Raw genomic sequence first — 25,458 nt, 5'->3', positions numbered from 1 at the left:
TCGCCTCGCACGCTCAGATGCCGAGCTCGGTGCGCACGGCCTGCCAGTTCGCGCGCGTCATCAGCTTGCCGCTCGTCTGCGTGTCGGCCGGCGGCGTCTTGCCGTTGCGGATCCAGTCGACGAGGTTCTGCGTGCTGTCCTTGCCGTGGTTCGTCGAGCTGACCGCGATCGTCCCGTAGAAGCCGGTCGGCTCCTTCTTCTGGAATTCGGCGAACGCCTCGCCCGCGCCGTTGATGCCGACGCCGATCACGTCGGCCGCCGGGATGTGCAGCTGTTCGGTCGCGCGCACCGCGCCGAGCACGGTTTCCTCGTTCAGCGCGTAGACCACCCACTTCTTCACGTTCGGATGGCGCGCGAGCACGGGCGCGGCGGCGCTGAAGCCGCCTTCGTCGTCGGTCGTCTTCTGCGGCGCGTCGAAGATGTTCTCCTTGCGGAAGCCGTTCGCGAGCAACGCCTGCGTCGCGCCGTCGGTGCGCAGCTTCGCGGTCGGCAGCTCGTAGTTGGTGATGCGCAGCGCGCCGACTTCCTCCGGCTTCCAGCCGCGGCGCTTCATCTCGTCGGCGATCGCCTGGCCGACCTGGTTGCCGATCTTGATCGCCGACATCCCGAGATGCGGCACGTTCGACAGCGGCTTGCCGGTCGAGTCGACGAGCTGGTCGTCGACGGTCACGAACTTCATGTTGTAGCGCTTCGCGCGCGCGGCGATCGCCGGCCCGAGGCGCACGTCGGGCGCGCAGATCACGAAGCCCTGCGCGCCTTGCGAGCCGAGGTTGTCGATCGCGGCGAGCACCTTCTCGCCGTCCGGCGTGCCGATCTTCACGACCGAGAAGTTCTCCTTCTGGCCGAGCGTGGCGGCCGCGTTCTGCTCGTTGATGAACCATGCCTGCTCGGGCATCTTCACCAGGAAGCCGATCTTCAGCGGCGCGTCGGCGTGCGCGGCGCCCTGCATCCCGAGCGGCGCGAGGCAAAGCGCGGCCAACAGTGCGCGCAGGGTGTGTCGGCGAGTCGTGCGGTTCATGCGGTGTCTCCTTGTATTGGCTTGGGTCTTCAACATCCGTCGTACACGGTCGCGCTCGCGATGAGGCGCGCCGGCACGTTTTCAGCGGCCGAACGCGTCGGTCCCGACGCGCCGCCCGAACAGGAACGCGTCGGCGACGAGCCGCAACGGCCGTACGTCGACGTCGCTTTCGCCGCGCGCGATCAGCGCGCGGAAGTGAGCATACAGCGCCGGATACTCGCGCTGCGGGCCGATCTCGACCGGCTCGCCGGCGATCGACAGTTGCGCGCCGCCGCGGCTGATCGCGAGCACGCCGTCCGACGTGTCGACCGCGATCTCCCATTGCTCGACGGGGCCGTGCCGCCAGTCGAATTCCGCGTGCACGGGCACGCCGTCCGTATCGGCGCAATCGAGTTCGGCCGCGATCGGCGTCTGCACGTCGCTCGGCACGTAGAGCGTCGCTTCGCGCAGCACGAGCTCGCGCGGCAGGATCCGCGTGACGATCGACAGCGCATTGATGCCGGGATCGAACACGCCGAGGCCGCCCGGCTCCCAGATCCATTGCTGCCCCGGATGCCAGCGCCGCACGTCTTCCTTCCAGCGCACCTGCACCGCGCGGATCGTGCGCGTCGCGAGCCACGCGCGCGCCGGTTCCACCGCGCTCGCGCAGCGCGAATGCCAGGTCGCGAACAGCGTGAGGCCGCGTTCGCGCGCGAGCGCGTCCAGCGCGGCCACTTCGCCCAGCGTCGCGCCCGGCGGCTTCTCGAGCATCACGTGCTTGCCGGCTTCGAGCGCCGCGCGCGCCTGCGCGTAGCGCACCTGCGGCGGCGCGCACAGCGACACCGCTTCGAGTTCGGGCTCGGCGGCCAGCAGCGCACCCAGCTCCGGATAATTGCGCACGCCGCTGACTTCCGCGTGACGGCTCGCGCACGCGGTCAGCGCGAAGCCCGGTTCGGCGGCGATCGCCGGCAAATGCTGGTCACGCGCGATCTTGCCGATTCCGATCACGCCCAGCGAAATCACCTTGCTCATCTGCGTTCCTCCTTCGCTACTCGGTCAGTGCGCCCAGCGCAGCACGAGCGGATCGAGCCGGCGCGCGATCGCGAGCAGCTCCGCACGCGTGTCCGGATGCAGCTCCGGCATCGGATGCCGCGGCCGCTCGCACGCGATCACACCGCCTTCGCGCATCAGCGCCTTCGCGGTGAGAATGCCGGACTGGCGGTTCTCGTGATTGATCAGCGGCAGCCACGCCTGGTAGCGTGCGTACGCGTCGTCCTGCCGCCCTTCGCGCCACGCTTCGAGGATCGGCCGGATGCCGTCCGGATATGCGCCGCCCGTCATCGCGCCGGTCGCGCCGGCATGCAGGTCGGCGAGCAGCGTGATCGCCTCCTCGCCGTCCCACGGCCCTTCGATCGCGTCGCCGCCGAGCCGGATCAGCTCGCGCAGCTTGTTCGCGGCGCCGGGCGTCTCGATCTTGAAGTACGCGACCTGCTCGATCTCGCGCGCCATCCGCGCAAGCAACGGCGCGGACAGCGCGGTGCCGCTCGCGGGCGCATCCTGGATCATGATCGGGATGTCGATCGCATCCGACACGCGCGCATAGAAGTCGACGATCTGCGCTTCGGGCACGCGGAACGTCGCGCCGTGATACGGCGGCATCGTCATCACCATCGCCGCGCCGAGCTGCTGCGCGCGCAGGCTGCGCGCCGCGCACACCTGCGTGCTGTAGTGCGACGTCGTGACGATCACCGGCACGCGGCCGGCGACGTGCTCGAGGATCGTGCGCGTGAGCACGTCGCGTTCGTCGTCGGTGATCGCGAATTGCTCGGAGAAGTTCGCGAGGATGCACAGCCCGTCGGAGCCCGCATCAATCATGAAATCGACCGCGCGCTTCTGGCTCGCGAGGTCGAGCTCGCCGGTCTCGGAAAACGTCGTCGGGACGACGGGGAAGATGCCGCGATAGCGCGGTGTGCTGCTCGATGTCATGGTTCGGGTCCTGCGTCGGTCGAATCGGCGTTCAGCCGGAAAAACAAGGCGTTCAGGATTCGCGGGCGAATGCGCGCGCGGCCGGCTCGGGCGCACGCAGCGCGGCCCGGACCACGAACGTCATCAGCACCGCGAACAACAGCGTCGCCGCGAGAAAGTACAGGCCGGCCGCGAGACTGCCGGTCGATGCCTTGATCAGGCCGATGCCGTACGGCCCGAAGTAGCCGCCGAGATTCGCGAGCGAATTGATCGCGGCGATGCCGACCGCCGCACTCGTGCCGGTCAGGAATTCGCCGGGCAGCGCCCACACGACGGCCTGGATCGAATAGAGCGAGAACGCGGTCAGGCAGATGAACGCGAACTGCAGCGCGGGCTGCCGCACCCATGCGCTCGCGGCCATCGTCACGGCGGCCGCCGCCGACACGACGACGATGTGCCAGTAGCGCTCGCGCTTGCGGTCCGAATGGCGCGGCACGACGAGCAGGCCGACCACCGCGAACAGATACGGTACCGCGGACAGCAGCCCGGTCGCCGCATCGCCGGCGCCGAATGCGTGGATGATCGTCGGCAGCCAGAGCGACAGTCCGTAGATGCACACCGGAAACGGCAGGAACAGCGCGGCGAGCAGCAGCACGCGGCGGTCGCGCAATGCGGCGAGCGGATTGCCGTGCGAAGCCGGTCGATACGTGTCGCGGTCGGCGGCGAGCTGCCGCGCGATCCAGCGGCGCTGGTCGTCGTTCAGCCAGCGCGCATGCGCGGGCGACTCGGGCAACAACCGAAGCGTCGGCCATGCGAGCAGCACGGCCGGCAAGCCGCTGACGACGAACAGCGTCTGCCAGTCCGATAGGCCGAACCAGCCGTGCGTCGACAGCAGCCAACCGGCGAGCGGGCCCGTCACGATGCCGGCGAGCGGCTGCGCGAGCACGAGCAGGCCGATCACGCGCGCACGGTCGCGCATCGGGAACCATTGCGTGAGGAAGTACAGGATGCCGGGATAGAGGCCGGCTTCGGCCGCGCCGAGCAGGAAGCGCAGCACGTAGAAACTGGCCGGCCCCTGCACGAGCGCCATCGCGATCGTGATCACGCCCCACGTCGCGAGGATGCGCGCGAACCACACGCGTGCGCCGAAGCGTCCGAGCGCGAGGTTGCTCGGCACTTCGCACAGGAAGTAGCCGATGAAGAACAGTCCGGCGCCGAGGCCGTACGCGGCGTCGCCGAGGCCGATCGCCGCGTTCATGTGCAGCTTCGCGAAGCCGACGACCGTACGGTCGACGTAGGCGACCACGTAGATCAGCGCGAGGAACGGCACCAGCTTGCGCGTGAGCAGGCGGGTCAGTTGCCGTTCGTCGACGGCTGCCGGGGAATCGGACTGTGCCGCCACGGCGTGCGCGGGCGTGTACTGCGTCGTCATCTTGTCTCCTGTAGCCCACGTTGGCGCTTTAGCGCTTGCGGGGGTCCCATGCTTCGCGGTAGCCCACGTTGGCGCTTTAGCGCTTGCGGGGGTCCCATGCTTCGCGGTCGGCCTCCGTTTGCGTCTTGGCGCTTGCGGAGGCCCCATGCTTTACGGCGGCCCGGTTAAGCGCCCTGCCACAGCCGGCACTTCACCCTACTTCCCTCAGGCTCCACCGCGATCCGTTTGTCGCTCAATGCGAATGGCTCGGCACGTCCGCGCCGCGCATGCCGACCAGGAAGTCGAGGTCGCACCCCTCGTCGGCCTGCAGCACGTGATCGATATACAGCCGCGCGTAGCCGCCCTTGCCCAATTGCGCGGCCACGCCCGGCGCCGCGGTCGGATCGACGTCCGACAGGCGGCGCTGCAGTTCGTCGTCCGGAATGTCCAGGTGCAGCGTGCCGGCCTCGCAGTCGAGCTCGATCCAGTCGCCGTTGCGCACGGCGGCCAGCGGGCCGCCCGCGGCCGCTTCCGGCGCGACGTGCAGCACCACCGTGCCGTACGCGGTGCCGCTCATCCGTGCATCGGAGATCCGCACCATGTCCTTCACGCCCTGGCGCAGCAGCTTCGGCGGCAGCCCCATGTTGCCGACCTCCGCCATCCCCGGATAACCGCGCGGCCCGCAGTTCTTCAGCACCATCACCGAACTCGCATCGACGTCGAGCGCTTCGTCGTTGATCGTCGCCTTGTAGTGCTCGAGGTTCTCGAACACCACCGCCCGGCCACGATGCTTCAGCAGCTCGGGGCTCGCCGCCGACGGCTTCAGCACCGCGCCGCGCGGCGCGAGATTGCCGCGCAGGATGCAGATCCCGCCGTCGGCGATCAGCGGCCGGTCGAGCGGGCGAATCACCTCGTCGTCGTAGTTCGGCGCTTCGCGCACGTTGTCCCACAGCGACTTGCCGTTGACGGTCAGCGCGTCCGGGTGCGGCAGCAGACCGCCTTCGCCGAGCCGGCGCAGCACGGCCGGCAGGCCGCCCGCGTAATAGAACTCCTCCATCAGGAAGCGCCCGGACGGCATCAGGTCGACGATCGTCGGCGTGTCGCGGCCGATGCGCATCCAGTCCTCGAGTTCGAGCGGCACGCCGATGCGGCCCGCGATCGCCTTCAGGTGGATCACCGCGTTGGTCGAGCCGCCGATCGCCGCGTTCGCGCGGATCGCGTTCTCGAACGCCGCGCGCGTCAGCACCTTCGACAGCACGAGCCCTTCGAGCGCCATCTCGACGATCCGGATGCCGGACATGTGCGCGAGCACGTAGCGGCGCGAATCGACGGCCGGGATCGCTGCGTTGTGCGGCAGCGCCACGCCGAGCGCCTCGGCCATGCACGCCATCGTCGACGCGGTGCCCATCGTGTTGCAGGTGCCGGCCGAGCGCGACATGCCGGCTTCGGCCGACAGAAAGTGATGCAGGTCGATCTCGCCCGCCTTCAGCGATTCGTGCAGTTGCCACACGGCGGTGCCCGAGCCGATGTTCTTGCCTTCGAGCTTGCCGTTCAGCATCGGGCCGCCCGACACGACGATCGCCGGCACGTCGCAGCTCGCCGCGCCCATCAGCAGCGCGGGTGTCGTCTTGTCGCAGCCGGCGAGCAGCACGACCGCGTCGATCGGATTGCCGCGGATCGCTTCCTCGACGTCCATCGACGCAAGGTTGCGCGTGAGCATCGCCGACGGCCGCAGGTTCGATTCACCGTTCGAGAACACCGGGAACTCGACCGGGAACCCGCCCGCCTCGAAGATCCCGCGCTTCACGTGCTCGGCGAGCTTGCGGAAGTGCGCATTGCACGGCGTCAGCTCGGACCACGTGTTGCAGATGCCGATGATCGGCCGACCGTCGAACTCATGATCGGGGATGCCCTGGTTCTTCATCCAGCTTCGGTACATGAAGCCGTTCTTGTCGTTCGTGCCGAACCATTGGGTGGAGCGCAGCCTGGGTTTTGTTGCCGACATCGTCAGTCCTGTGGTGACGGGATACCGGCGCAGTCTAGGCAGAATTTTGATAACTCGCTAATGACGTTTTAGGCGATTACGATATCGATTCCGATATCGATATAAACCCGTACCATGCTCGACGCCAGCCCGTGGGGAAACCGCAGCCGCCTGAAGACGCGCCAGCTCCTGCTGGTCGTCGCGCTCGCCGACGAAGGCAGCATTCACCGCGCTGCGGCCGCGCTGAACATGACGCAGCCGGCCGCGTCGAAGCTGCTGCGCGAGCTCGAGGAATCGATCGGCGCGGTGCTGTTCGAGCGCCTGCCGCGCGGGATGCGGCCGACGCTGTACGGTGACGCGCTGATCCGCCACGCGCGCGCGGCGCTCGGCAGCCTCGACCAGGCGCGCGAGGAGCTGGCCGCGCTGAAGGCCGGCCATCTCGGGCATGTGGCGGTGGGCGCGATCACGTCGCCGGGGTTGCGGCTCGTGCCGCCGGCCGTCGCCGCGGTGAAGGGCACGCATGCGAACGTGCGTGTATCCGTCGCGATCGACACGAGCAATGTGCTGCTCGAACACCTCGCGCAGGACAAGCTCGACATCGTGCTCGGCCGGCTGTCGGCCGAACACGACAAGTTGCACCTGCGCTACGAGCCGCTGACCGGCGAGCCGGTCGCGGCGGTCGTGCGGCCCGGCCATCCGCTGCTCGCGCAGGCGCCGCTGTCGCTCGCCGACGTGCAGCGTGCCGCGTGGGTCATGCCGCCGGCCGGCAGCGTGCTGCGCCATCGCTTCGAGCTCGTGTTCCAGCGCGCGAGCCTCGCGCCGCCCGCGAACGTCGTCGAGACGGCCGCGCTGCTGTTCATCACGCAGTTGATCGAGCAGAGCGACATGATCGCTGTGCTCGCGGAGGACGTCGCGCTGTACTACGCGCGACATGGCATCGTGTCGGTGCTGCCGCTGGAGATGGATTGCCGGATGGACGATTTCGGGATCATCACGCGCACCGACCGGCTGCATTCGCCGGCCGTCGCGGTGATGGCGGAGGCGATCCGCGCGGCCGCGCGGGAGGTGTACGGGGTCGCGTTGTAACGTTACGCCGCCGCGAATTCGATCACCGGTTCGCACCGAATCGGGAAGTTCACGGAGTTCGCGATATAGCACTTCGCATGCGCATCGTGATGCAGCCGCTCGGCCAGTTCGCGATCGTCGCCCGCGCGGATCGTCACGCGCGGATGCAGCACGATTTCGGTGAAGCGCCCGTGCTCGGGGCTGTCGAGCATCGTCCCTTCGGCGTCGTCGACATACGCGAGCACGCGGATGCCGGCTTCCGAGCAAAGATGCAGATACCACAGCTTGTGGCACGCCGATGCCGACGCGAGCAGCAGATCCTCCGGATTCCAGCGCGCCGCGTCGCCGCGAAACGCCGCGTCCGACGAGCCCGGAATGTCCGGCTTCGTACCCGCGCTGATCACATGATCGCGGCCGTATTCGCGATACCCCGACGTGCCGGTTCCCCGGTTGCCGGTCCACTCGACTGCCACGCGGTACTTGTGTTCGCCATGCGCCATCTCGCTCTCCTCTGCACTCGGATGTGAGTGCCGTCATTGTGTCACCGCAATGCCATTTGGTATACCATTATTCCAAAATGAGGACTCAAGGGCATGGAAACCAGACTCGATTCCACGGCGGACGCCGTAGCCGCATCGCTGCGGGAAATGATCATCAACGGCGAGTTGCAGGCCGGCGAGCGGCTGGTCGAGCGCGACCTCGCCGAGCACTTCGGGATCAGCCGGATTCCGATGCGCGAGGCGATCCAGCGCCTCGAGCGCGAAGGGCTGCTGGACATTTTCCGCAATCGCGGCGCGGTCGTGCGGATGCTGAGCGCGTCCGACGTGCAGGAAATCTACGACATGCGCATGCTGCTCGAAGGCGACGCCATCTACCGGAGCGTGAAGCGGCTCGACGACGAAACGCTGGCGCGCGCCGAACTCGTGCATCGCTTGCTCGGCGAATCGAGCGTGGCGCGCCGCCAAGGCGAGCTGAACCGTGAATTCCATGTGCTGCTGTATTCGTGCTGCGGCAACGCGCGCCAGTTGAAGGCGATCGCGGAACTGCGCAGTCAGGTCGAGCGGTACGAGCGCCTGCAGGCCACGCTGCTCGCCGACACACCTTCGTTCCAGGTCGAGCACGACGCAATCCTCCAAGCCTGCCGCGAGCGCAATGCCCGCAGCGCCCGTGCGATGACCGTCGCGCATCTGGACTCGGCCCGGCGCATCGTGATGCGGCTCGTCGAAGGCGACTGAGGCCGGCCGGCGGCCGAGCGCGGTCTCGCGCGTTTCCGGCCACCATCACGCGGCAAGCCATCCGATCGGCCTCGCCGGCTGGAAACGCTCACTCCCGTGCATATCCAGCGGTCGCAGGCGCAGCGTGCCCCACGACCCGATAGTTCGCCCGGCGGGCCTCCGAACACAACCCGGCAGCTCTTCGTTCTCCCGCTCCCTCTCCCCGCAATGCAACAAGGTCAACTTACGATTGCAAATACATCTCATTTGCATTAGATTTCGGCGCGCGAATGAACTGTTTGGAACACGGATGCCGGCGCGAGACGGCCCGCGGTGCCCGAACGCGGACCAATCTCTGAAGGACAGGGTATGAGCAGGAAGAACTGGGCGGCCGCACCGATGGCCATCGTCGTCGGCACGGCCGGCCTGAGCGCCGCCGAGGCTCAGGAACTGTCGCTGCCCGCGATCGAAGTCTCCGGGCAGCGCACGACGGCGCCGTTTCGCGCGCCGGAATCGACGAGCGCGACGCGCACCGAGACGGACGTGATGGAGATTCCGTTCGCGGTCAGCAGCGTCGACAAGAAACTGATCCAGACGGTGGCCGCCACACGCGGCGAAGACCTGTACGACTGGGTCGCCGGCGTCGCGCGGCAAAACAACTTCGGCGGGCTGTGGGACAACTACGCGGTGCGCGGCTTCGCCGGCGACGGCAATACGTCCGGCACCGACTACCTCGTCAACGGCTTCTCGTGGAATCGCGGCATCAGTGTGCCGCGCGACACCGCCACGCTCGAACGCATGGAAGTCCTCAAGGGGCCCGCGTCCGCGCTATACGGCCGCGGCGACCCCGGCGGGCTCATCAGCTACACGACGAAGCAGCCGCAGTTCGCGCGCGCGAACACGATCGGCGTGTCGGCCGGCAGCTACGGCGCGCTGCGCGAGACGCTCGATTCGACCGGCCCCGTCACGAAGTCGCTCGCATACCGCTTCATCGCGATGAACGAGGACAACGGCAGCTTCCGCGATACCGTGTCGAGCAAGCGCTACCTGTTCGCGCCGTCGTTCACGTGGGACATCGGCGCGGACACGACGCTCCACTACGAATTCGAGACCGCCCGCCAGCGCGCGCCGCTCGATCGCGGCGTGGTCGCGGTCAACGGGCAGCTCGGCGTGGTGCCGGCGTCGAGGTTCATGGGCGAGCCGCGCGACGGCAACTACGACGTGCGCAACTCGGGCCACCAGTTCACGCTCGAGCATCGCTTCAATGCCGACTGGTCGGTCAACGCCGGCTTCGCGCAGCGCGACACCGACCTGTCCGGCCGCTCGTCCGAAGCGTTCGCGCTACAGCCGGACGGGCGTACGCTATGGCGCCGCTACCGGCAGGTCGCGTTTCACTCGAACGACGTGCAAGGCCGCGTCGAGGTGGCCGGCAAGGCCCGCACGGCCGGCATCGGCCATACGTTCGTGATGGGCGTCGACGCGTACCGCTTCAACTACGACCAGTTCGTCTCGCGCTCGACGCCGACGGCCGCGGCGCCGTATGCGATCGACATCTTCGATCCGGTCTACGGCCAGCCGGCGCCCATGCCGCGCACCGCGACGAACCTGCTCGAGCGCGACGACGGCCAGGGCCTGTACGCGCAGGACACGCTCGCGTTCGGGCCGCACTGGAAAGTGCTCGCCGGGCTGCGCTGGGACCGCTTTCACCAGTCGGTCGAGAACCGCCTGAAGGGCGTGACGACGACCCAGCTGCAAACGGCGCTGAGCCCGCGGCTCGGCATCGTGTACGAGGCCAGCTCCGCGCTGTCGCTCTACGCGAACACCGCGTATTCGTTCCGGCCGAACAACGGCGCCGACGTGAACGGCCGCGCGTTCGATCCGGAGAAGGGGCACGGCTATGAGGCCGGCGTGAAATGGGCCGGCACGCGCTGGCTCGCGACCGTCGCCGCGTTCTACGTGAACAAGCGCAACGTGCTGAGCGCCGATCCGGCGAACGCCGGGTTCTCGCGTGCGGCCGGCGAAGTACGCAGCCGCGGCGTCGAATTCGAATGGAACGGCGAACTCGGCCACGGGGTGCGCGGCATCGTCAACCTCGCGTACGTCGATGCGCAGGTCACGCACGACAACGTGCTGACGCCGGGCGCACGCCTCGTCGACATTCCGCGGCTGAGCGGGAGCGCGCTGCTGATGTATGAAACCGCGCTGCCGCTCGTCGACAAGGCCGGCGCGGGCGCGGGCGTGATCTACGTCGGACGCCGTGCGGGCAACACCGCGAACACGCAGGATGGCTTCGACCTGCCCGCTTACGCGACCGTGCAGCTCAACGGCTACGTGCAGGTCAACAAGCATCTGCGCGCGTCGGTCGTGCTGAACAACCTGTTCAATCGCACGTACTACGTCAGCTCGTACAACAACCTGTGGGTCACGCCGGGCGCGCCGCGCAGCCTGTTCGCGTCGCTCGCTTACTCGTTCTAGAACGGCTGGTCGACGAGCATCGCGCGCCGGACGCGAACCGTGCGTGCGGTGCGTGGAAAGCCACGACGCCGCAGAGCATGTCCGCCCATTGCCGCAAGGTGCGCGCCGACCCTCGCTACATAGAGCGTGGCCCCGACACCGCCGCTGTCGTCCCGCGCACAACCAACCGCGGCAACGACGCGATCCGCACGCGCGACGCATCGTCGATCCGACCGCCCGCCTCGCGCAGCGCGTTGAGCAGTTCGACCGCGAGCCCGGCGGCCTCGGCGGTCGGGATCGCGACGGTTGTCAACGTGGGACGCGTGTCGCTGGCCAGATGAATATCGGTAATGCCGACGATCGACAGGTCGTCGGGCACGCGCCGGCCGCGATCGGCCGCCGCGTGCAGCGCGCCGATCGCGGGCAGATCATTGGTCGCGACCAGCGCGGTCAGCCCGGCATGCGCGTCGAGCAGCCGGCCCGCCGCGCGCACGCCGCCTTCGATCGAATCGGAATCGGGCCCGGCCGCGACGATCGATGCGTCGAGCCCCGCTTCGCGCATCACGTCGACGAAGCCGTCATAGCGCGCCGCCTGCACGCCGCTCGCCGAGCCGCCGACGATCACGCCGATCGTCCGGTGCCCGAGTTCGAGCAGATGCCGCGTCGCGATCCGCCCGGCTTCGCGGAAATCCACCGCCACGCACGGCAACCCTTCGGGCGGCGCATCGGGCCGCTCCCACAGACACAGCACGACCGGCACGCCGCGCCGCGCGACGTCCACCAGATCCGGCAGGTGCAGGTTCGCGTTGGTCACGAGAATGCCTTCGGAGATCGTGCCGGCGATCTGATCGAGATACGCTCGCCCCTGCAACGGGTCTTCGTTCGTATTGCAGACGATCAGGAACTGCCCGTTGCGGCGCACCGCGCGCTCGACCGCGAGCGCGAACTCCGGATAGAACGGGTTCGCGATGCTCGATACCATCAGCGCGACCGTCGGCGCGCGCCCTTCCGCGAGTGCCCGCGCCGCGAGATGCGGCCGGTACCCGAGCGCCTGCACGGCTTCGAGCACGCGCGCGCGGGTGGCTTCGCCAACCCGGCCGCGGTTGCGCAGCACGTTCGAGACCGTCGCGGCCGTCACGCCGGCGCGGCGGGCCACTTCATCGAGTGTCGCCATGACTTGCTCACTATATGAGACGTTGATCCAGTATTTGCTTCGCTCACCGAAGCGGCGCACTATCGCCGCACACCCTGCCGCCCGACCGACGGGCGCGACTCGGCCGCGATCGCTATCGGCTCTTTTTTTGATCGCGATGATTAAGCGCTTAAGCACTGATGAAAGCGCATTAAAACACGGAGCGGAGACAATGGCGAGCATCTCGATGCGACGCGTGCAGAAAGCCTATGGCGAGCACGCGCCGGTCATTCGCGACGTCGATCTGGAGATCGGCGCGCACGAGTTCTGCGTGTTCCTCGGGCCGTCCGGCTGCGGCAAGTCGACCCTGCTGCGGATGATCGCGGGCCTCGAGGATCTGAGCGACGGCGAGCTGTCGATCGACGGCCGGCGCGTCGACCACGTGCCGGCCGCCGAGCGCGGCGTCGCGATGGTGTTCCAGAGCTACGCGCTGTTTCCGCACATGACGGTCTACGAGAACATGGCGTTCGGGCTGAAGCTCGCGCGCGTGCCGAAGGCCGAGATCGACCGGAAGGTGCGCGACGCCGCGCGGATCCTGCAGCTCGATACGCTGCTCGAGCGCAAGCCGAAGGCGCTGTCCGGCGGCCAGCGGCAGCGCGTCGCGATCGGCCGCGCGATCGTGCGCGAGCCCGGCGTGTTCCTGTTCGACGAACCGCTGTCGAACCTCGACGCGGCGCTGCGCGGCCAGACCCGCATCGAAATCGCGAAGCTGCACCGGCAGTTCGAACGCGCGAGCGTCGTCTACGTGACGCACGACCAGACCGAAGCAATGACGCTCGCCGACAAGATCGTGCTGCTGCACGCCGGCGCCGACACCGCGCAGCACGGCAGCATCGCGCAGATCGGCGCGCCGCTCGACCTCTATCACCATCCCGCCAGCCGCTTCGTCGCCGGCTTCATCGGCTCGCCGCGGATGAACTTCCTGCCGGCCGTCGTCGCCGCCTGCGACGCGCGGCACACGACCGTCACCGTCGTGCCGTCCGGCGAAACCTTCACGCTGCCGCGCGACGGCGCCGCGCTCGCGCCGGGCGCGACCGTCACGCTCGGCATCCGCCCCGAACACCTGACGCTCGGCGCCGCGCCCGACGCGACGACGCTCGCGCGCGACGTCGCGCTCGTCGAACGCCTCGGCGAGCAGACCTACGTGCACCTCGACCAGCCCGGCGGCACGCCGCTGATCGCGAAGGTGCCCGGCGACGCGCCGCTGCGCATCGGCGAGCGCGTGCACGCGCAGGCGCCGGCCGCGGCCTGTCACCTCTTCACCGAAGACGGCCGCGCGGTGCCCGCGCGCGCCGACATTCCCGTCCACCACTACGCATAAGGATCGGCATGCGCCTCGGAGTCTGTTACTACCCGGAACACTGGCCGGAATCGATGTGGGCCGACGACGCCCGCCGGATGACGGCGCTCGGCATCGCGCAGGTGCGGATCGCCGAATTCGCGTGGAGCCGCATCGAGCCGTCGCCGGGCGAATACGACTGGGGCTGGCTCGACCGCGCGGTCGACGTGCTCGGTGCGGCCGGCCTCGAGATCGTGATGTGCACGCCGACCGCGACGCCGCCGAAATGGCTCGTCGACCGTCACCCCGACATCCTCGCGATTGGCGCGGACGGCCGGCCGCGCGGGTTCGGTTCGCGCCGCCACTACGACTTCTCGTCGCCGACCTATCTCGAAGCGTCGCGCCAGATCTGCACGGCGGTCGCCGAACGCTACGGCCGCCACCCGGCCGTCCGCTACTGGCAGACGGACAACGAGCTCGGTTGCCACCAGACGGTGGTCAGCTATTCGCCCGCCGCGCTCGTGCGCTTTCGTGAATGGCTGAAGGCGCGCTACGGCACGATCGACGCGCTGAACCGCGCGTGGGGCACCGTGTTCTGGAGCATGGAGTACCGGCATTTCGACGAAGTCGACGCGCCCATCGGCACCGTGACCGAAGCGCATCCGTCGCATCGCCTCGACTACCGGCGCTTCGCGTCGGATGAGGTCGCGCGCTATCACCGGATGCAGGTCGACGTGATCCGCGCGCATTCGCCGGGCCGGCCCGTCGCGCACAACTTCATGCAGCTGTTCACCGAGTTCGATCATTACGAAGTGGCGCGCGACCTCGACATCGCGACGTGGGACAGCTATCCGCTCGGCGCGCTCGAGGAGCAATGGTTCGCGCCCGAGCTGAAGGCACGCTGGCTGCGCACCGGCCATCCGGATTTCGCGTCGTTCAATCACGATCTCTATCGCGGGATGTCGAAGCTGCCGTTCTGGGTGATGGAGCAGCAGCCGGGGCCCGTGAACTGGGCGCAGTGGAACCCCGCGCCGCTGCCGGGCATGGTGCGCCTGTGGAGCTGGGAAGCGTTCGCGCACGGCGCCGGCTGCGTGTCGTACTTCCGCTGGCGGCAGGCGCCGTTCGCGCAGGAGCAGATGCATGCGGGCCTGCACACGCCGGACAACCAGCTCGACGAAGGCGGCCGCGAAGCGCAGCGCGTCGCGCATGAAATCGCCGCCGTGCTCGACGCCGGCGCCGATGCCGACGCGAACGGCGCGGTGCGCGCCCCCGTCGCGCTGGTGTTCGACTATGAAGCGAAGTGGCTGTTCGAAGTGCAGCCGCAAGGCGCCGATTTCCACTACCCGCGCTGCGCGTTCGAGTACTACTCGGCGCTGCGTTCGCTCGGCCTCGACGTCGACGTGATCTCCGCGCATGCGCCGCTCGACGGCTACCGGCTCGTCGTCGTGCCGCCGCTGCCGATCGTGCCGGACGACTTCGCGGCCCGGCTCGCCGCATCGGGCGCGCATGCGGTGTTCGGCCCGCGCACCGGTTCGAAAACCGCCGACCTGCAGATTCCGCCGACGCTGCCGCCCGGCCCGCTCGCGTCGATCCTGCCGCTGCGCGTGTGGCGCGTCGAATCGCTGCGGCCGAACGTGACCGAGCCGGTCGACGGCACGTTGCGCGACGGCTCGGCGTTCACCGGCGACGCACGCCGCTGGCGCGACCTCGTCGAGCTGCGCGACGATGCACCCAGCGTCGTGCGTGCGCGCTTCGCCGATGGTCATCCGGCCTGCGTGTCGCACGGCGCACTGCACTACTGGGCCGCGCTGTTCGACGACGCGACCACCGCGCGCCTGTTCGCCGACGTCGCGGCCGAAGCGGGCCTGACACCGTCACCGCTCGGCGACGGCGTGCGCGTGAGCCGACGCGGCGGCCTGACCTACGTATTCAACTATGGCAGCGCGCCGCACACGGTCGATGGCGTGCCGCCGTCCGCGTTTGTGGTCGGCGCCGCGCAGGTCGAGCCGCAAGGCGTCGCCGTGTATCGCAGCCGTTCGTAGCAACCGCCCCCGGCGCCGCGACGCGCCGGTCACGCACAACGACAGACACACAGGACTGGAGACACACATGACACATCGCCCCCTTCGCGTCGCCGCCCGGCTTGCGACCGCCGCCGCCATCGCGTTCGCTTCGCTCGGCGCCGCGGCGCCGGCCGACGCGGGCACGCTGACGATCAACATCGCGTTCAAGGGCGCCAGCCAGCGCGCGGTCTGGCAGTCGACGATCGAGGCGTTCCACAAGGCCCATCCCGACATCGACGTGAAGCCCACCTTCGTCGACGAGGAAGCGTACAAGGTGCAGCTCCCCGCGTGGCTCACCACCGTCGCGCCCGACGTGGTCAACTGGCACGCGGGCGAGCGCATGGCGTACTACGCGAAGCGCGGGCTGTTCGAGGACCTGAGCGGCGACTGGACGAAGAACGGCTGGGACGCGATGTACGCGTCGACGCGCAGCGCATCGTCGTACAACGGCAAGCAGTACGCGGCGCCGACCGTCTATTACTCGTGGGGGCTGTTCTACCGCAAGGACCTGTTCCGCAAGGTCGGCATCGCCGACGAGCCGAAGGCCTGGGACCAGTTTCTCGATGCGTGCAAGAAGCTGAAGGCGGCCGGCATCACGCCGATCGCGGTCGGCGGCCGCGACGCGTGGACGCTCGCCGGCTGGTTCGACTATCTCGACCTGCGCCTGAACGGCAACGCGTTCCACCAGCAGCTGATGGCCGGCGACGTGCCGTACACCGACCCGCGCGTGAAGAAGGTCTACACGACGTGGAAATCGCTGATCGACTCGGGCTACTTCATCGACAACGCGCTGTCCTACGATCTCGACGGCGCGCAGCCGTTCCTGTTCCAGGGCAAGGCCGCGATGATGCTGATGGGTACCTTCATCGCGGCCGGCTTTCCGCCGAACGTGAAGCAGGAAATGGGCTATTACCGCTTCCCGATCATCGACCCGAAGGTGCCGACCGCCGAGGACGGCCCGGTCGAATCGCTGCACATCCCGACCAAGGCGAAGAACAAGGCCGACGCGCATACGTTCCTCGCGTTCGTCGAAACGCCCGAGATGGGTGCGAAGCTCGCGGAAGGGCTCGGCTCGCTGTCGGCCAACAGCAAGTCGCCGGAGCCGGCCGATCCGATTTCGCGGATCGGCTTCCGGATCCTCGCCGACACCAAGGGCGGCGTCGCGCAGTTCTACGACCGCGACATGACCAAGGAGATGGCCGACGAAGGGATGAAGGGGATGCAGCAGTTCCTCGCGAATCCCGCGCAGCTCGATACCGTGCTCGCGCAGCTCGAACAGACCCGCAAGCGGATCTACAAGAAGTAACCGCGTGACCCAGGCGGCGGCCGCGTGTGCGTGCCGCCGTGTCCGCCCAGGAGGCTTGCCGTGTCCCGTCCGATCACGTCCACCCCGCCCGCCGGCGCCACGCCGCCGCGTGGTGCATCCGCCGCCACCGCGCTGCCCGCGCGCCGCCCGTCGCCCGCCGTGCGGCGGCAACAGCGCGCCGCGTGGCTCTTTCTCGCGCCCGCGTGCGCGATGGTTGCCGTCTATGTGATCTGGCCGATCCTGTCGACGCTGTGGCTGAGCCTCTGCAACTGGGACGGGATGACCGAGCGCACGTTCGTCGGTCTCGCGAACTACGTCGAGCTGCTGCACGCGCCGACCTTCTACACCGCGCTGCGCAACAACGTGATCTGGCTTGCGCTGTTCATGCTCGCGCCGCCGCTCGGCCTCGCGCTCGCGCTGTACCTGAACCAGGCAGTGGCCGGCATCCGGCTCGTGAAGTCGCTGTTCTTCGCGCCGTTCGTGCTGTCCGGCGTGGTCGTCGGCCTGATCTTCTCGTGGTTCTACGATCCGACCTTCGGGCTGCTCGCGCTGATCGCCGGACACGGGATCCCGGTGCTCGGCGATGCGCGCTATGCGACCTTCGGCATCGTGTTCGCCGCGCTGTGGCCGCAAACCGCGTACTGCATGATCCTGTACCTGACCGGCCTCACGTCGGTCAACCCGGAGCAGATCGAAGCGGCGCGGATGGAAGGCGCGCGCGGCTTCGCGCTGCTGTGGCACGTCGTGCTGCCGCAGTTGCGCCCGACCACGTTCATGGCGATCGTCGTCACGGTGATCGGCGCGCTGCGCAGCTTCGACCTGATTTCGGTGATGACGGGCGGCGGCCCGTTCGAGAGCTCGACCGTGCTCGCGTATTACATGTACGACCAGGCGATCAAGTACTACCGGCTCGGCTATTCCGCGTCGATCGCGGTCGTGCTGTTCGCGATCATGCTCGTCTACATCGTGTTCCAGTTGCGCCGCATGCTGCGCAACGAGCAATAACCTGACTGGTGGCCATCATGTTTCCGACTCCCGTTGCTCAATGGAAGCCTGTCTCGCGCCGGCTGTACAAGCTGTCGCTGCCCGTCGCGCTCGTGATCTGGCTGCTGCCGATGATCGCGGTGTTCGTCACGTCGGTGCGCTCGACCGAGGAGCTGGTCGAAGGTCACTACTGGGGCTGGCCGCGGCACTTCTCGATGATCAGCAACTATCGCGACGCGCTGACCACGTCGCCGATGCTGCATTACTTCTGGAACAGCGTGCAGATCACGGTGCCGTCGGTGATCGGGTCGATCGCGCTCGCGGCGATGGCGGGCTTCGCGCTCGCGACCTACAAGTTTCGCGGGAGCACCGCGCTGTTCGGGACGTTCGTCGCGGGGAATTTCGTGCCGGTGCAGGTGTTGATGATTCCGGTGCGGGACTTGTCGCTGCGGCTCGGTGTGTTCAATACCGTCGAGGCGCTGATACTGTTTCATGTCGCGTTTCAGACGGGGTTCTGCACGCTGTTCCTGCGTAACTTCATCAAGCAGTTGCCGTTCGAATTGATCGAGGCGGCGCGGATTGAAGGGGCGGGTGAATGGACGGTGTTCTGGCGGATCGTATTGCCGCTGATTCGGCCTGCGTTGGCCGCGCTCGCGATTCTCGTGTTCACGTTCGTGTGGAACGACTACTTCTGGGCGCTGTGTCTCACGCAAGGCGACGAGGCCGCGCCGATCACCGCGGGCGTCGCGGCGTTGAAGGGGCAATGGACGACGTCGTGGAACCTCGTGTCGGCCGGGTCGATTCTCGCCGCGTTGCCGTCGGTCGCGATGTTCTTCGCGATGCAGAAGCATTTTGTGGCTGGGCTGACGTTCGGGGCGACGAAAGGGTGAGCCGGCACTGATCGCTGATCGCGAATTCGCATCTCCTCCTCTTCATCGAGAGGTTGCCCGCTTCGGCGGGCTTTTTTTGGTTCCGACGGGTTTGACGGTGCGGTGAATAGAGCGGCTATTCTCCGCAGAATTTGCGGTGAATATTGATTCGCGCGGTGAATCGGTGGGATAATCTCCGCATCATGAGCGGAGATTACACCTTCATCTGGGAGTCGGCCGACTGGCCTGCATGGCGCTTCGACCTCCCGACACTCGCCGCGCCACTCGCCGACGTCAGCCGTGCGCAAGGCATGCTGGTCGGGCGACTGACGGATATCGGCCTGTCGCTGCGCGCCGAGGCCAGCTTGGCCGCGCTGACGGAGGACGTCGTCAAGACCAGTGCCATCGAGGGCGAAAGCCTGAACGTCGCATCGGTTCGATCGTCGATTGCGCGCCGGCTGGGTGTCGATATCGGTGCGCTGGCGCCCGTCGATCGCCACGTCGAGGGCGTGGTCGACATGGTGCTGGATGCGACGACCCATTCGGCGGCGCCGGTCACCGAAAGCCGCTTGTGCGGGTGGCATGCCGCCCTTTTCCCGACCGGCTATTCGGGAATGTCGCGAATCACGGTCGGCGCATGGCGTACGGACGCGAGCGGGCCGATGCAGGTGGTGTCCGGGCCGATCGGCCGGCAGCGCGTGCATTTCGAAGCACCGCCCGCCTCGCGCCTGACCGGCGAGATCCACCGCTTTCTCGCATGGCTCAATGCGTCGCCGGCCGAGCCTTTGCTGATCCGGGCCGGCCTGGCGCACCTGTGGTTCGTCACGCTCCACCCGTTCGACGACGGCAACGGCCGTATCGCGCGCGCGCTCGGGGATCTGGTGCTGGCGCGCGCCGACGGGAGCCCACAACGTTTCTATAGCCTGTCGGCGCAAATCCAGCGCGAACGCAACGCGTACTACGACGTGCTGGAGCGTACGCAGCGCGGTTCGCTCGACGTCACCGAATGGCTCGCGTGGTTTCTGAACACCCTGGGGCGGGCCGTCGATCACGCGCACACGACGCTCGATGCGGTCCTGGTCAAGGCGCGCTTCTGGCAACGATATGCGGGCCTCGCGATGAACGAACGCCAGGCCAAGGTCATGAACCGCTTGCTCGACGGCTTCGAAGGAAAGCTGACGACCACCAAATGGGCAGCCCTCGCAAAGTGCTCGCAAGATACGGCGCTGCGCGATATCGGCGAACTCGTGTCGCACGGTGTGCTGCGTCGTTCGTTGTCCGGCGGCCGGAGCACGAGTTACGAGCTGGCGCCGTTCGACGGCTGACGCCATCGCCGGCCAGCGTAGCCGGACTGCCGTCGTGGGTTCCCGCCTTTCGGTTCTCCCGCCGGGTCGGACGCTGGATCTCTCGCAGGCTCGACTACGCGTCGGCCGCCCCACCCTCCCTCAACCGCACATCCACCGCCCCGATGTTCTTCTCATGCGCGACCAGCATCAACGACAGCGCGTGATGAATATCCGGATCCGCGAGCGTCGGCAGCAGTGCCTGCAGCTTGCGCACGACCCACCGCTGGCCGCGGTTCAAAAACGCCATTCGCTCGGCCAGATCGTCGATCGCCATCGCCTTTTCATGGAACGACCCGGTCGCGCGCGTCGGCGTCGCGCCGAGCGTGCGGATCGCATCGACCAGCACGCTGCACCAGTGCGCTTCATCCTGGCGAATATGCGCGATCAGCCGATGCAGTTCGGGATCGTCATGGACCTCGGCCGCCGTCTCCGACGCGACGCGGGCTCCCGCGCGCTCCGCCTCCAGCAATTCATCGAGCGCCGCGAGCAAGGCCGCACGGTTTTCATCCGTGTCGCCGGCCGATGAAGCCGCCTTTTTCTCGACGATCGCCGCCGCATCGAGCACGATCCGGCGCAGCACGTCGCCGGCCGATTCGATCGCGCCGATCCTTCCGGCACCCGTGCCCGCATACAGCGCCATCGCCTCGAAATCGCCCGTCATCGTGCGCAGCGGCGAATCGGTGCTGAACAGGTAGATCGGCCGCCCTTCCTCGTCACCGATCACCACACGCTCGTCGCCGAACGGATCGCCCCGCTCGCCGCGCGTCACGCTCGACGGCAGCACCCGAACCCGCGCACCGCGCGGCCAGTTGATGTGAAAGATATCGGTCAACAGCGTATCGCCGTCGCGCGCATCGACGATCCGCTGCTGGTGGTACGCATGCGCGAACGACTCGTGCGTCGCGATGAAGGCCGTGCCCATCACCGCGCCCTGCGCGCCGAGCGCCATCGCGGCGGCCACGTCCGCGCCGTCGACGATCCCGCCTGCCGCGAGCACCGGCAAGCGCGTCGCGCGCACCACGTCGGGCAGCAACTCGGCCAGCGGCCGATCGCCACGCACATGGCCGCCGGCCTCGTGCCCCTGAACGATCAGCGCCTGTGCACCCGCGGCCTCGGCCGCACGCGCATCGTCGAGCGACCCGACCTGATGAACCACACGCACGCCCGCGTCGCGCAGACGCCGCACGACGCCCGGCATCACGTCCCAGAACAGCGCGACGACAGGCACACGCAACGCGATACACGCGTCGAGCTGGGCATCGAGCAATTCGGGCGGCGTCGACGCGGGAATCAGGTTGACGCCGAACGACCGCTCGGTGGCCGCGCGCACCTGTTCGACCTCGCGCCGGATCAGTGCCACCGGCTCGCGCACCATCCCGAGAAAGCCGAACCCGCCGGCCGCGCTTACGGCGCTCGCGAGCTCCGCCCGCGCGACGCCGCCCATGCCGGCGAGCACGATCGGCCATGCACAGCCGAGCAGGTCGCAGACGGGGCGATGCAGGATCTGGACGGCGCGAGCCGCGGGCCCGTCGTCACGCATTGGAATCGACATGCAGCGTCCTCCTTCAAGGATCGGCGGCACGTCACGGTCAACCGCCAGCGCGCGTGTCGCGCTAAGGCGAAACGAGTCGTGTCGGGCCACGCATCGAATGGATCACATTGTGACATATTCAATCGCGGGACCGCACCGCCAGCCCGATTTGCTTGATACACGTCATGGCGGCAATGCCCGCTCCGCTCATCCGGTTCAAGTCCACCCCTCGAGCCGCAACGTCGACCGCACGAGCCGCTGCTCCTCCTCCTCGATCTCGCGCAGATAGTCGACGCACTGCCGGATATGCTCGCTCGCGGCCTTGCGCGCCTGATCAGGCAACCGCCCCGTCACCGCGTTATAAAGCCGTGCATGCTGCCGATCGATCTGCTTCTTCAGCGGCTCGCGGTGATAGAGGTTGTTCACCGACGCAAACACCGAACTCAGCAGCAGATCCGTCAACGACTGCAACGTATTCACAAGCACCGGATTGTGCGACGCCTCGCAGATCGCGAGATGGAACGCATGGTCGAGCTTCGCCCGCGCGGCCGGATCGAGATCCTGCGCATCGGCCGCCGTCATCTCCTCATAGCGGCGCTTGATCAGGATGAAGTCGGCCGGCGTACCGCGCAGCGCGGCGAGCCGCGCGGCTTCGGTCTCGAGCATCCCGCGCACCTCGAACAGGTCGTACAGCGTGCGCGGCTGCGAGCCGAGCAGATGCATCATCGGCGAGACTTCGCGCTGCGGGGTCAGGCTCGCGACGAACGACCCCTTCCCGTGCGTCGTGTCGATGATTCCGCGCGCACGCAGCAGCTTCATGCCTTCGCGCACGGCCGTACGCGACACGCCGAGCTTCTCGGTGAGCCGCCGCTCCGACGGCAGCGCCTGTCCGGCCTTCAGCACGCCGTCGACGATTAGTTGCTCGATCCGCTCGGCGACGACATCGGCGACATTGCGCGTCGGCGCTTGTCGATCTTGCCTTTCCATACTGGTATGACCACTTCGGGGGGATATCGCCGATTTTCTCACAAACCCTTGCGCCAATTGAGTTTCCCGTCATCACAAACCCGACCCGCCAGGCCCGCTTTCAAAAACTGGTACGACCACGTTAGCGACGTCTGGACACGCACCGGCCGCCCGCGAAGAATGCCGTTCATCCGGCGCGCCGCGCATCCCGCGGCCGCCTGCATGGTGGAGACGGAGACACACGATGAGTTTCATCTACGACGAACGGATCGACGGCCCGCTGGCGACTGTCGACCGCGACACGCTCGTCGCCGCGCTCGCTGCGGCGGCGCCCGGCCTCGACGTGCTGCATGAGCGCGAGGCGCTGAAGCCGTTCGAATGCGACGGCCTCGCCGCGTACCGCACGGTGCCGCTCGCGGTCGTGCTGCCCGACACGGTCGAGCAGGTGCGCGCGGTGCTGCGCGTCGCGGCCGCGCACGGCGTGCCGGTCGTCGCGCGCGGCGCGGGCACCGGCCTGTCGGGCGGCGCGATGCCGCTCGAAAAAGGCATCCTGCTCGTGATGGCGAAATTCAACCGGATTCTCGAGATCGACGCCGATGCCGGCATCGCGCGCGTGCAGCCCGGCGTGCGCAACCTCGCGATTTCGCAGGCTGCCGCGCCGTACGATCTCTACTACGCGCCGGACCCGTCGTCGCAGATCGCCTGCTCGATCGGCGGCAATGTCGCCGAAAACGCGGGCGGCGTGCACTGCCTGAAATACGGGCTGACGGTGCACAACATCCTGAAGGTCGAGATCCTGACGATCGACGGCGACTTGCTGACACTCGGCGCCGACGCGCTCGACGCACCCGGCTTCGACCTGCTCGCGCTGTTCACCGGCTCGGAAGGCATGCTCGGCATCGTCACCGAAGTGACGGTGAAGCTGCTGCCGAAACCGCCGAGCGTGAAGGTGCTGATGGCGAGCTTCGACGACGTCGCCGAAGCCGGCGCGGCGGTCGCGCGGATCATCGGCGCGGGCGTGATCCCCGGCGGGCTCGAGATGATGGACAACCTCGCGATCCGCGCGGCCGAGGACTTCATCCACGCGGGCTATCCGGTAGACGCGCAGGCGATCCTGCTGTGCGAACTCGACGGCGCGGCGACCGATGTCGAAGAGGACGCCGAACGCGTCGCCGCGCTGCTGCGCGATGCCGGCGCGTCGGAGATCCGCGTCGCACGCGACGAGGCCGAGCGGCAGCGCTTCTGGGCCGGCCGCAAGAACGCGTTTCCGGCGGTCGGCCGCATGTCGCCCGACTACTACTGCATGGACGGCACGATCCCGCGCCGCGAGCTGCCGCGCGTGCTCGAAGGGATCGCGGCGTTGTCCGCGCAATACGCGCTGCCGGTCGCGAACGTGTTCCATGCGGGCGACGGCAACATGCATCCACTGATCCTGTTCGACGCGAATCGTCCCGGCGAACTCGACCGCGCGGAAGCGCTCGGCGGCAAGATCATCGAGCTGTGCGTCGCGGTGGGCGGCAGCATCACCGGCGAACACGGCGTCGGGCGCGAGAAGATCAACCAGATGTGCGTGCAGTTCAACGCCGACGAAATCACGTTCTTCCACGCGGTGAAGGCCGCGTTCGATCCGCGCGGTCTGCTCAATCCCGGCAAGAACATCCCGACGCTGCACCGTTGCGCCGAATTCGGCGCGATGCACGTCCATCACGGCAAGCTGCCGTTTCCCGAACTGGAGCGCTTCTGATGCGACGCGAACGCGAACCCGAATCGATCGACGACAGCGCGGCGCTCGTCGCGCAGGTCGACGCCGCGATCCACGATCGCCAGCCGCTGCTCATCCGCGGCGCGGGCACGAAATCCTTTCTCGGCCGCGCCGTCGAAGGCCGCACGCTCGACGTGCGCACGCACCGCGGCATCGTCGCGTACGACCCGACCGAACTCGTGATCACCGCGCGCGCGGGCACGCCGCTCGGCGAACTCGACGCGATGCTCGACGCGGCCGGCCAGATGCTGCCGTGCGAGCCGCCCACGTTCGGCGGCGCGGCCACGGTCGGCGGGATGTTCTCGGCCGCGCTGTCGGGGCCGCGCCGCCCGTGGGCCGGTGCGGTGCGCGATTTCGTGCTCGGCTGCCGCGTGATCACCGGCCACGCGAAGCACTTGCGCTTCGGCGGCGAGGTGATGAAGAACGTCGCGGGCTACGACGTATCGCGGCTGCTCGCGGGCAGCTTCGGCTGCCTCGGCGTCGTGACGGAAGTGTCGCTGAAGGTGCTGCCGAAGCCGCGCGCGAGCCGCGATCTCGCATTGCCGGTCACGGCAGCCGAAGCCGTGCGGCGCGTGGCCGGATGGCGTCGCGCGGGGCTGCCGCTCGCGGGCGCCTGCCATGCGAACGGCGTGCTGCGCGTGCGGCTCGAAGGCGGCGAGGGCTCGGTGAAGGCCGCGCGCGACACGATCGGCGGCGAGAACATGGACGATCGCGCCGACGGCTTCTGGGCCCGGCTGCGCGACCTGTCGCTGCCGTTCTTCGACGATCCGCGCCCGCTGTGGCGCGTGTCGGTGCCGGCCGCCGCGCCGCTCGATGCGCTGCCCGGCGCGCTGCTGGTCGACTGGGGCGGCGCGCAGCGCTGGCTCAAGAGCGACGCCGCGCCGGCCGACGTGCAGCGATTCGCCGCGCAGTGGGGCGGCCATGCGAGCTGCTTCACGCCCGGCGCGACGCACGAGCCGTTCCAGCCGCTGCCGGCCGCGCTGCTGCGCGTGCACCGGCAGCTGAAGGCGCAACTCGATCCGCACGCGATCTTCAATCCCGGCCGCCTGTACGCGGACCTCTGACGCCCA

At 68.3% G+C, this 25,458-nt stretch carries 20 protein-coding genes; 11 read left to right on the top strand and 9 right to left on the bottom strand.

The window, feature by feature from the left end; all coding sequences use genetic code 11:
* Positions 1-13: 13 nt before the first annotated feature.
* The 5 genes from ABIC50_RS32035 to ABIC50_RS32015 form a co-directional block, all read right to left on the bottom strand.
* Complete coding sequence (locus ABIC50_RS32035) at positions 14-1,018, bottom strand: arabinose ABC transporter substrate-binding protein (RefSeq protein WP_175694194.1); 1,005 nt, start codon at positions 1,016-1,018, stop codon at positions 14-16.
* An 81-nt stretch (positions 1,019-1,099) separates the two neighbouring features.
* The gene (locus tag ABIC50_RS32030; RefSeq protein WP_175741140.1) at positions 1,100-2,029 is read right to left on the bottom strand and encodes a Gfo/Idh/MocA family protein; all 930 of its coding nucleotides are present in this window, start codon (positions 2,027-2,029) and stop codon (positions 1,100-1,102) included.
* Positions 2,030-2,053: 24 nt separating this feature from the next.
* On the bottom strand, positions 2,054-2,983 hold the full coding sequence (locus ABIC50_RS32025) for a dihydrodipicolinate synthase family protein (RefSeq protein WP_105832551.1): 930 nt from the start codon (positions 2,981-2,983) through the stop codon (positions 2,054-2,056).
* A 52-nt stretch (positions 2,984-3,035) separates the two neighbouring features.
* A complete protein-coding gene (locus tag ABIC50_RS32020; RefSeq protein ID WP_354168757.1) occupies positions 3,036-4,394 on the bottom strand; it encodes an MFS transporter in 1,359 nt (452 codons plus the stop codon).
* Positions 4,395-4,626: 232 nt separating this feature from the next.
* Positions 4,627-6,378: an IlvD/Edd family dehydratase gene (locus tag ABIC50_RS32015; RefSeq protein ID WP_011659865.1), complete on the bottom strand. Its 1,752-nt coding sequence runs from the start codon at positions 6,376-6,378 to the stop codon at positions 4,627-4,629.
* 114 nt (positions 6,379-6,492) lie between these two features.
* Between ABIC50_RS32015 and ABIC50_RS32010 the strand changes: the two genes are divergently transcribed.
* A complete protein-coding gene (locus ABIC50_RS32010; RefSeq protein ID WP_354168755.1) occupies positions 6,493-7,443 on the top strand; it encodes a LysR family transcriptional regulator in 951 nt (316 codons plus the stop codon).
* 2 nt (positions 7,444-7,445) lie between these two features.
* On the opposite strand, the gene ABIC50_RS32005 is transcribed toward ABIC50_RS32010, so the two are convergent.
* Complete coding sequence (locus tag ABIC50_RS32005; RefSeq protein ID WP_011659867.1) at positions 7,446-7,922, bottom strand: OsmC family protein; 477 nt, start codon at positions 7,920-7,922, stop codon at positions 7,446-7,448.
* Positions 7,923-8,015: 93 nt separating this feature from the next.
* Here ABIC50_RS32005 and ABIC50_RS32000 point away from each other — a divergent pair, with 93 nt between their 5' ends.
* Together ABIC50_RS32000 and ABIC50_RS31995 are read left to right on the top strand one after the other, a co-directional pair.
* On the top strand, positions 8,016-8,657 hold the full coding sequence (locus ABIC50_RS32000) for a GntR family transcriptional regulator (RefSeq protein ID WP_354168754.1): 642 nt from the start codon (positions 8,016-8,018) through the stop codon (positions 8,655-8,657).
* A gap of 348 nt (positions 8,658-9,005) precedes the next feature.
* Positions 9,006-11,111: a TonB-dependent siderophore receptor gene (locus ABIC50_RS31995; protein ID WP_354168753.1), complete on the top strand. Its 2,106-nt coding sequence runs from the start codon at positions 9,006-9,008 to the stop codon at positions 11,109-11,111.
* A 115-nt stretch (positions 11,112-11,226) separates the two neighbouring features.
* Here the strand turns inward: ABIC50_RS31995 and ABIC50_RS31990 are convergent, their stop codons facing one another.
* Positions 11,227-12,264 (bottom strand): LacI family DNA-binding transcriptional regulator, encoded by a 1,038-nt coding sequence (locus ABIC50_RS31990; protein ID WP_354168752.1) that lies wholly within the window; start codon positions 12,262-12,264, stop codon positions 11,227-11,229.
* A gap of 190 nt (positions 12,265-12,454) precedes the next feature.
* On the opposite strand from ABIC50_RS31990, the gene ABIC50_RS31985 reads away from it, so the two are divergent.
* The 6 genes from ABIC50_RS31985 (at position 12,455) to ABIC50_RS31960 (ending at position 20,108) form a co-directional block, all read left to right on the top strand.
* Positions 12,455-13,603 carry an ABC transporter ATP-binding protein gene (locus tag ABIC50_RS31985; protein WP_354168751.1) on the top strand — a complete coding sequence of 383 codons (1,149 nt, stop codon included), beginning with the start codon at positions 12,455-12,457 and terminating at the stop codon, positions 13,601-13,603.
* Between the two features lie 8 nt (positions 13,604-13,611).
* Positions 13,612-15,603: a beta-galactosidase gene (locus tag ABIC50_RS31980; RefSeq protein WP_354168750.1), complete on the top strand. Its 1,992-nt coding sequence runs from the start codon at positions 13,612-13,614 to the stop codon at positions 15,601-15,603.
* Positions 15,604-15,670: 67 nt separating this feature from the next.
* Positions 15,671-16,930 carry an ABC transporter substrate-binding protein gene (locus ABIC50_RS31975; RefSeq protein WP_354168748.1) on the top strand — a complete coding sequence of 420 codons (1,260 nt, stop codon included), beginning with the start codon at positions 15,671-15,673 and terminating at the stop codon, positions 16,928-16,930.
* Between the two features lie 60 nt (positions 16,931-16,990).
* Complete coding sequence (locus ABIC50_RS31970) at positions 16,991-17,935, top strand: carbohydrate ABC transporter permease (protein ID WP_105832541.1); 945 nt, start codon at positions 16,991-16,993, stop codon at positions 17,933-17,935.
* A gap of 17 nt (positions 17,936-17,952) precedes the next feature.
* A complete protein-coding gene (locus ABIC50_RS31965; protein WP_011659874.1) occupies positions 17,953-18,804 on the top strand; it encodes a carbohydrate ABC transporter permease in 852 nt (283 codons plus the stop codon).
* 182 nt (positions 18,805-18,986) lie between these two features.
* Positions 18,987-20,108 (top strand): Fic family protein, encoded by a 1,122-nt coding sequence (locus ABIC50_RS31960; RefSeq protein ID WP_199569579.1) that lies wholly within the window; start codon positions 18,987-18,989, stop codon positions 20,106-20,108.
* Positions 20,109-20,202: 94 nt separating this feature from the next.
* On the opposite strand, the gene ABIC50_RS31955 is transcribed toward ABIC50_RS31960, so the two are convergent.
* Positions 20,203-21,681, bottom strand: a complete 1,479-nt coding sequence (locus ABIC50_RS31955) for a nitronate monooxygenase (protein WP_354168746.1) — start codon at positions 21,679-21,681, stop codon at positions 20,203-20,205.
* A 195-nt stretch (positions 21,682-21,876) separates the two neighbouring features.
* Entirely contained in the window at positions 21,877-22,647 is a 771-nt protein-coding gene (glcC, locus tag ABIC50_RS31950) for a transcriptional regulator GlcC (protein ID WP_354168744.1), read from the bottom strand.
* A 223-nt stretch (positions 22,648-22,870) separates the two neighbouring features.
* On the opposite strand from glcC, the gene glcD reads away from it, so the two are divergent.
* Both glcD and glcE read left to right on the top strand, forming a co-directional pair.
* Complete coding sequence (glcD, locus tag ABIC50_RS31945) at positions 22,871-24,370, top strand: glycolate oxidase subunit GlcD (RefSeq protein WP_354168742.1); 1,500 nt, start codon at positions 22,871-22,873, stop codon at positions 24,368-24,370.
* Positions 24,370-25,452: a glycolate oxidase subunit GlcE gene (gene glcE, locus ABIC50_RS31940; RefSeq protein ID WP_354168740.1), complete on the top strand. Its 1,083-nt coding sequence runs from the start codon at positions 24,370-24,372 to the stop codon at positions 25,450-25,452. The genes glcD and glcE overlap by 1 nt, the downstream gene beginning before the upstream one ends.
* Positions 25,453-25,458: the final 6 nt, after the last annotated feature.

It is taken from the genome of Burkholderia sp. 567, from assembly GCF_040545115.1.
Taxonomy (GTDB): domain Bacteria; phylum Pseudomonadota; class Gammaproteobacteria; order Burkholderiales; family Burkholderiaceae; genus Burkholderia; species Burkholderia ambifaria.
This window is presented reverse-complemented; position numbering and strand designations above follow the sequence as displayed.

Bases quoted from the DNA above. Each gene is read 5' to 3' on its own strand.
- ABIC50_RS31955 (WP_354168746.1), bottom strand. From the start codon at position 21,681: ATGTCGATTCCAATGCGTGACGACGGGCCCGCGGCTCGCGCCGTCCAG.
- ABIC50_RS31980 (WP_354168750.1), top strand. From the start codon at position 13,612: ATGCGCCTCGGAGTCTGTTACTACCCGGAACACTGGCCGGAATCGATG.
- ABIC50_RS31965 (WP_011659874.1), top strand. From the start codon at position 17,953: ATGTTTCCGACTCCCGTTGCTCAATGGAAGCCTGTCTCGCGCCGGCTG.
- ABIC50_RS32025 (WP_105832551.1), bottom strand. From the start codon at position 2,983: ATGACATCGAGCAGCACACCGCGCTATCGCGGCATCTTCCCCGTCGTC.
- ABIC50_RS31975 (WP_354168748.1), top strand. From the start codon at position 15,671: ATGACACATCGCCCCCTTCGCGTCGCCGCCCGGCTTGCGACCGCCGCC.
- ABIC50_RS31995 (WP_354168753.1), top strand. From the start codon at position 9,006: ATGAGCAGGAAGAACTGGGCGGCCGCACCGATGGCCATCGTCGTCGGC.
- ABIC50_RS31990 (WP_354168752.1), bottom strand. From the start codon at position 12,264: ATGGCGACACTCGATGAAGTGGCCCGCCGCGCCGGCGTGACGGCCGCG.
- ABIC50_RS32005 (WP_011659867.1), bottom strand. From the start codon at position 7,922: ATGGCGCATGGCGAACACAAGTACCGCGTGGCAGTCGAGTGGACCGGC.
- glcE (WP_354168740.1), top strand. From the start codon at position 24,370: ATGCGACGCGAACGCGAACCCGAATCGATCGACGACAGCGCGGCGCTC.
- ABIC50_RS32010 (WP_354168755.1), top strand. From the start codon at position 6,493: ATGCTCGACGCCAGCCCGTGGGGAAACCGCAGCCGCCTGAAGACGCGC.
- glcD (WP_354168742.1), top strand. From the start codon at position 22,871: ATGAGTTTCATCTACGACGAACGGATCGACGGCCCGCTGGCGACTGTC.
- ABIC50_RS32015 (WP_011659865.1), bottom strand. From the start codon at position 6,378: ATGTCGGCAACAAAACCCAGGCTGCGCTCCACCCAATGGTTCGGCACG.
- ABIC50_RS31985 (WP_354168751.1), top strand. From the start codon at position 12,455: ATGGCGAGCATCTCGATGCGACGCGTGCAGAAAGCCTATGGCGAGCAC.
- ABIC50_RS31960 (WP_199569579.1), top strand. From the start codon at position 18,987: ATGAGCGGAGATTACACCTTCATCTGGGAGTCGGCCGACTGGCCTGCA.
- ABIC50_RS32000 (WP_354168754.1), top strand. From the start codon at position 8,016: ATGGAAACCAGACTCGATTCCACGGCGGACGCCGTAGCCGCATCGCTG.
- glcC (WP_354168744.1), bottom strand. From the start codon at position 22,647: ATGGAAAGGCAAGATCGACAAGCGCCGACGCGCAATGTCGCCGATGTC.
- ABIC50_RS32030 (WP_175741140.1), bottom strand. From the start codon at position 2,029: ATGAGCAAGGTGATTTCGCTGGGCGTGATCGGAATCGGCAAGATCGCG.
- ABIC50_RS32035 (WP_175694194.1), bottom strand. From the start codon at position 1,018: ATGAACCGCACGACTCGCCGACACACCCTGCGCGCACTGTTGGCCGCG.
- ABIC50_RS32020 (WP_354168757.1), bottom strand. From the start codon at position 4,394: ATGACGACGCAGTACACGCCCGCGCACGCCGTGGCGGCACAGTCCGAT.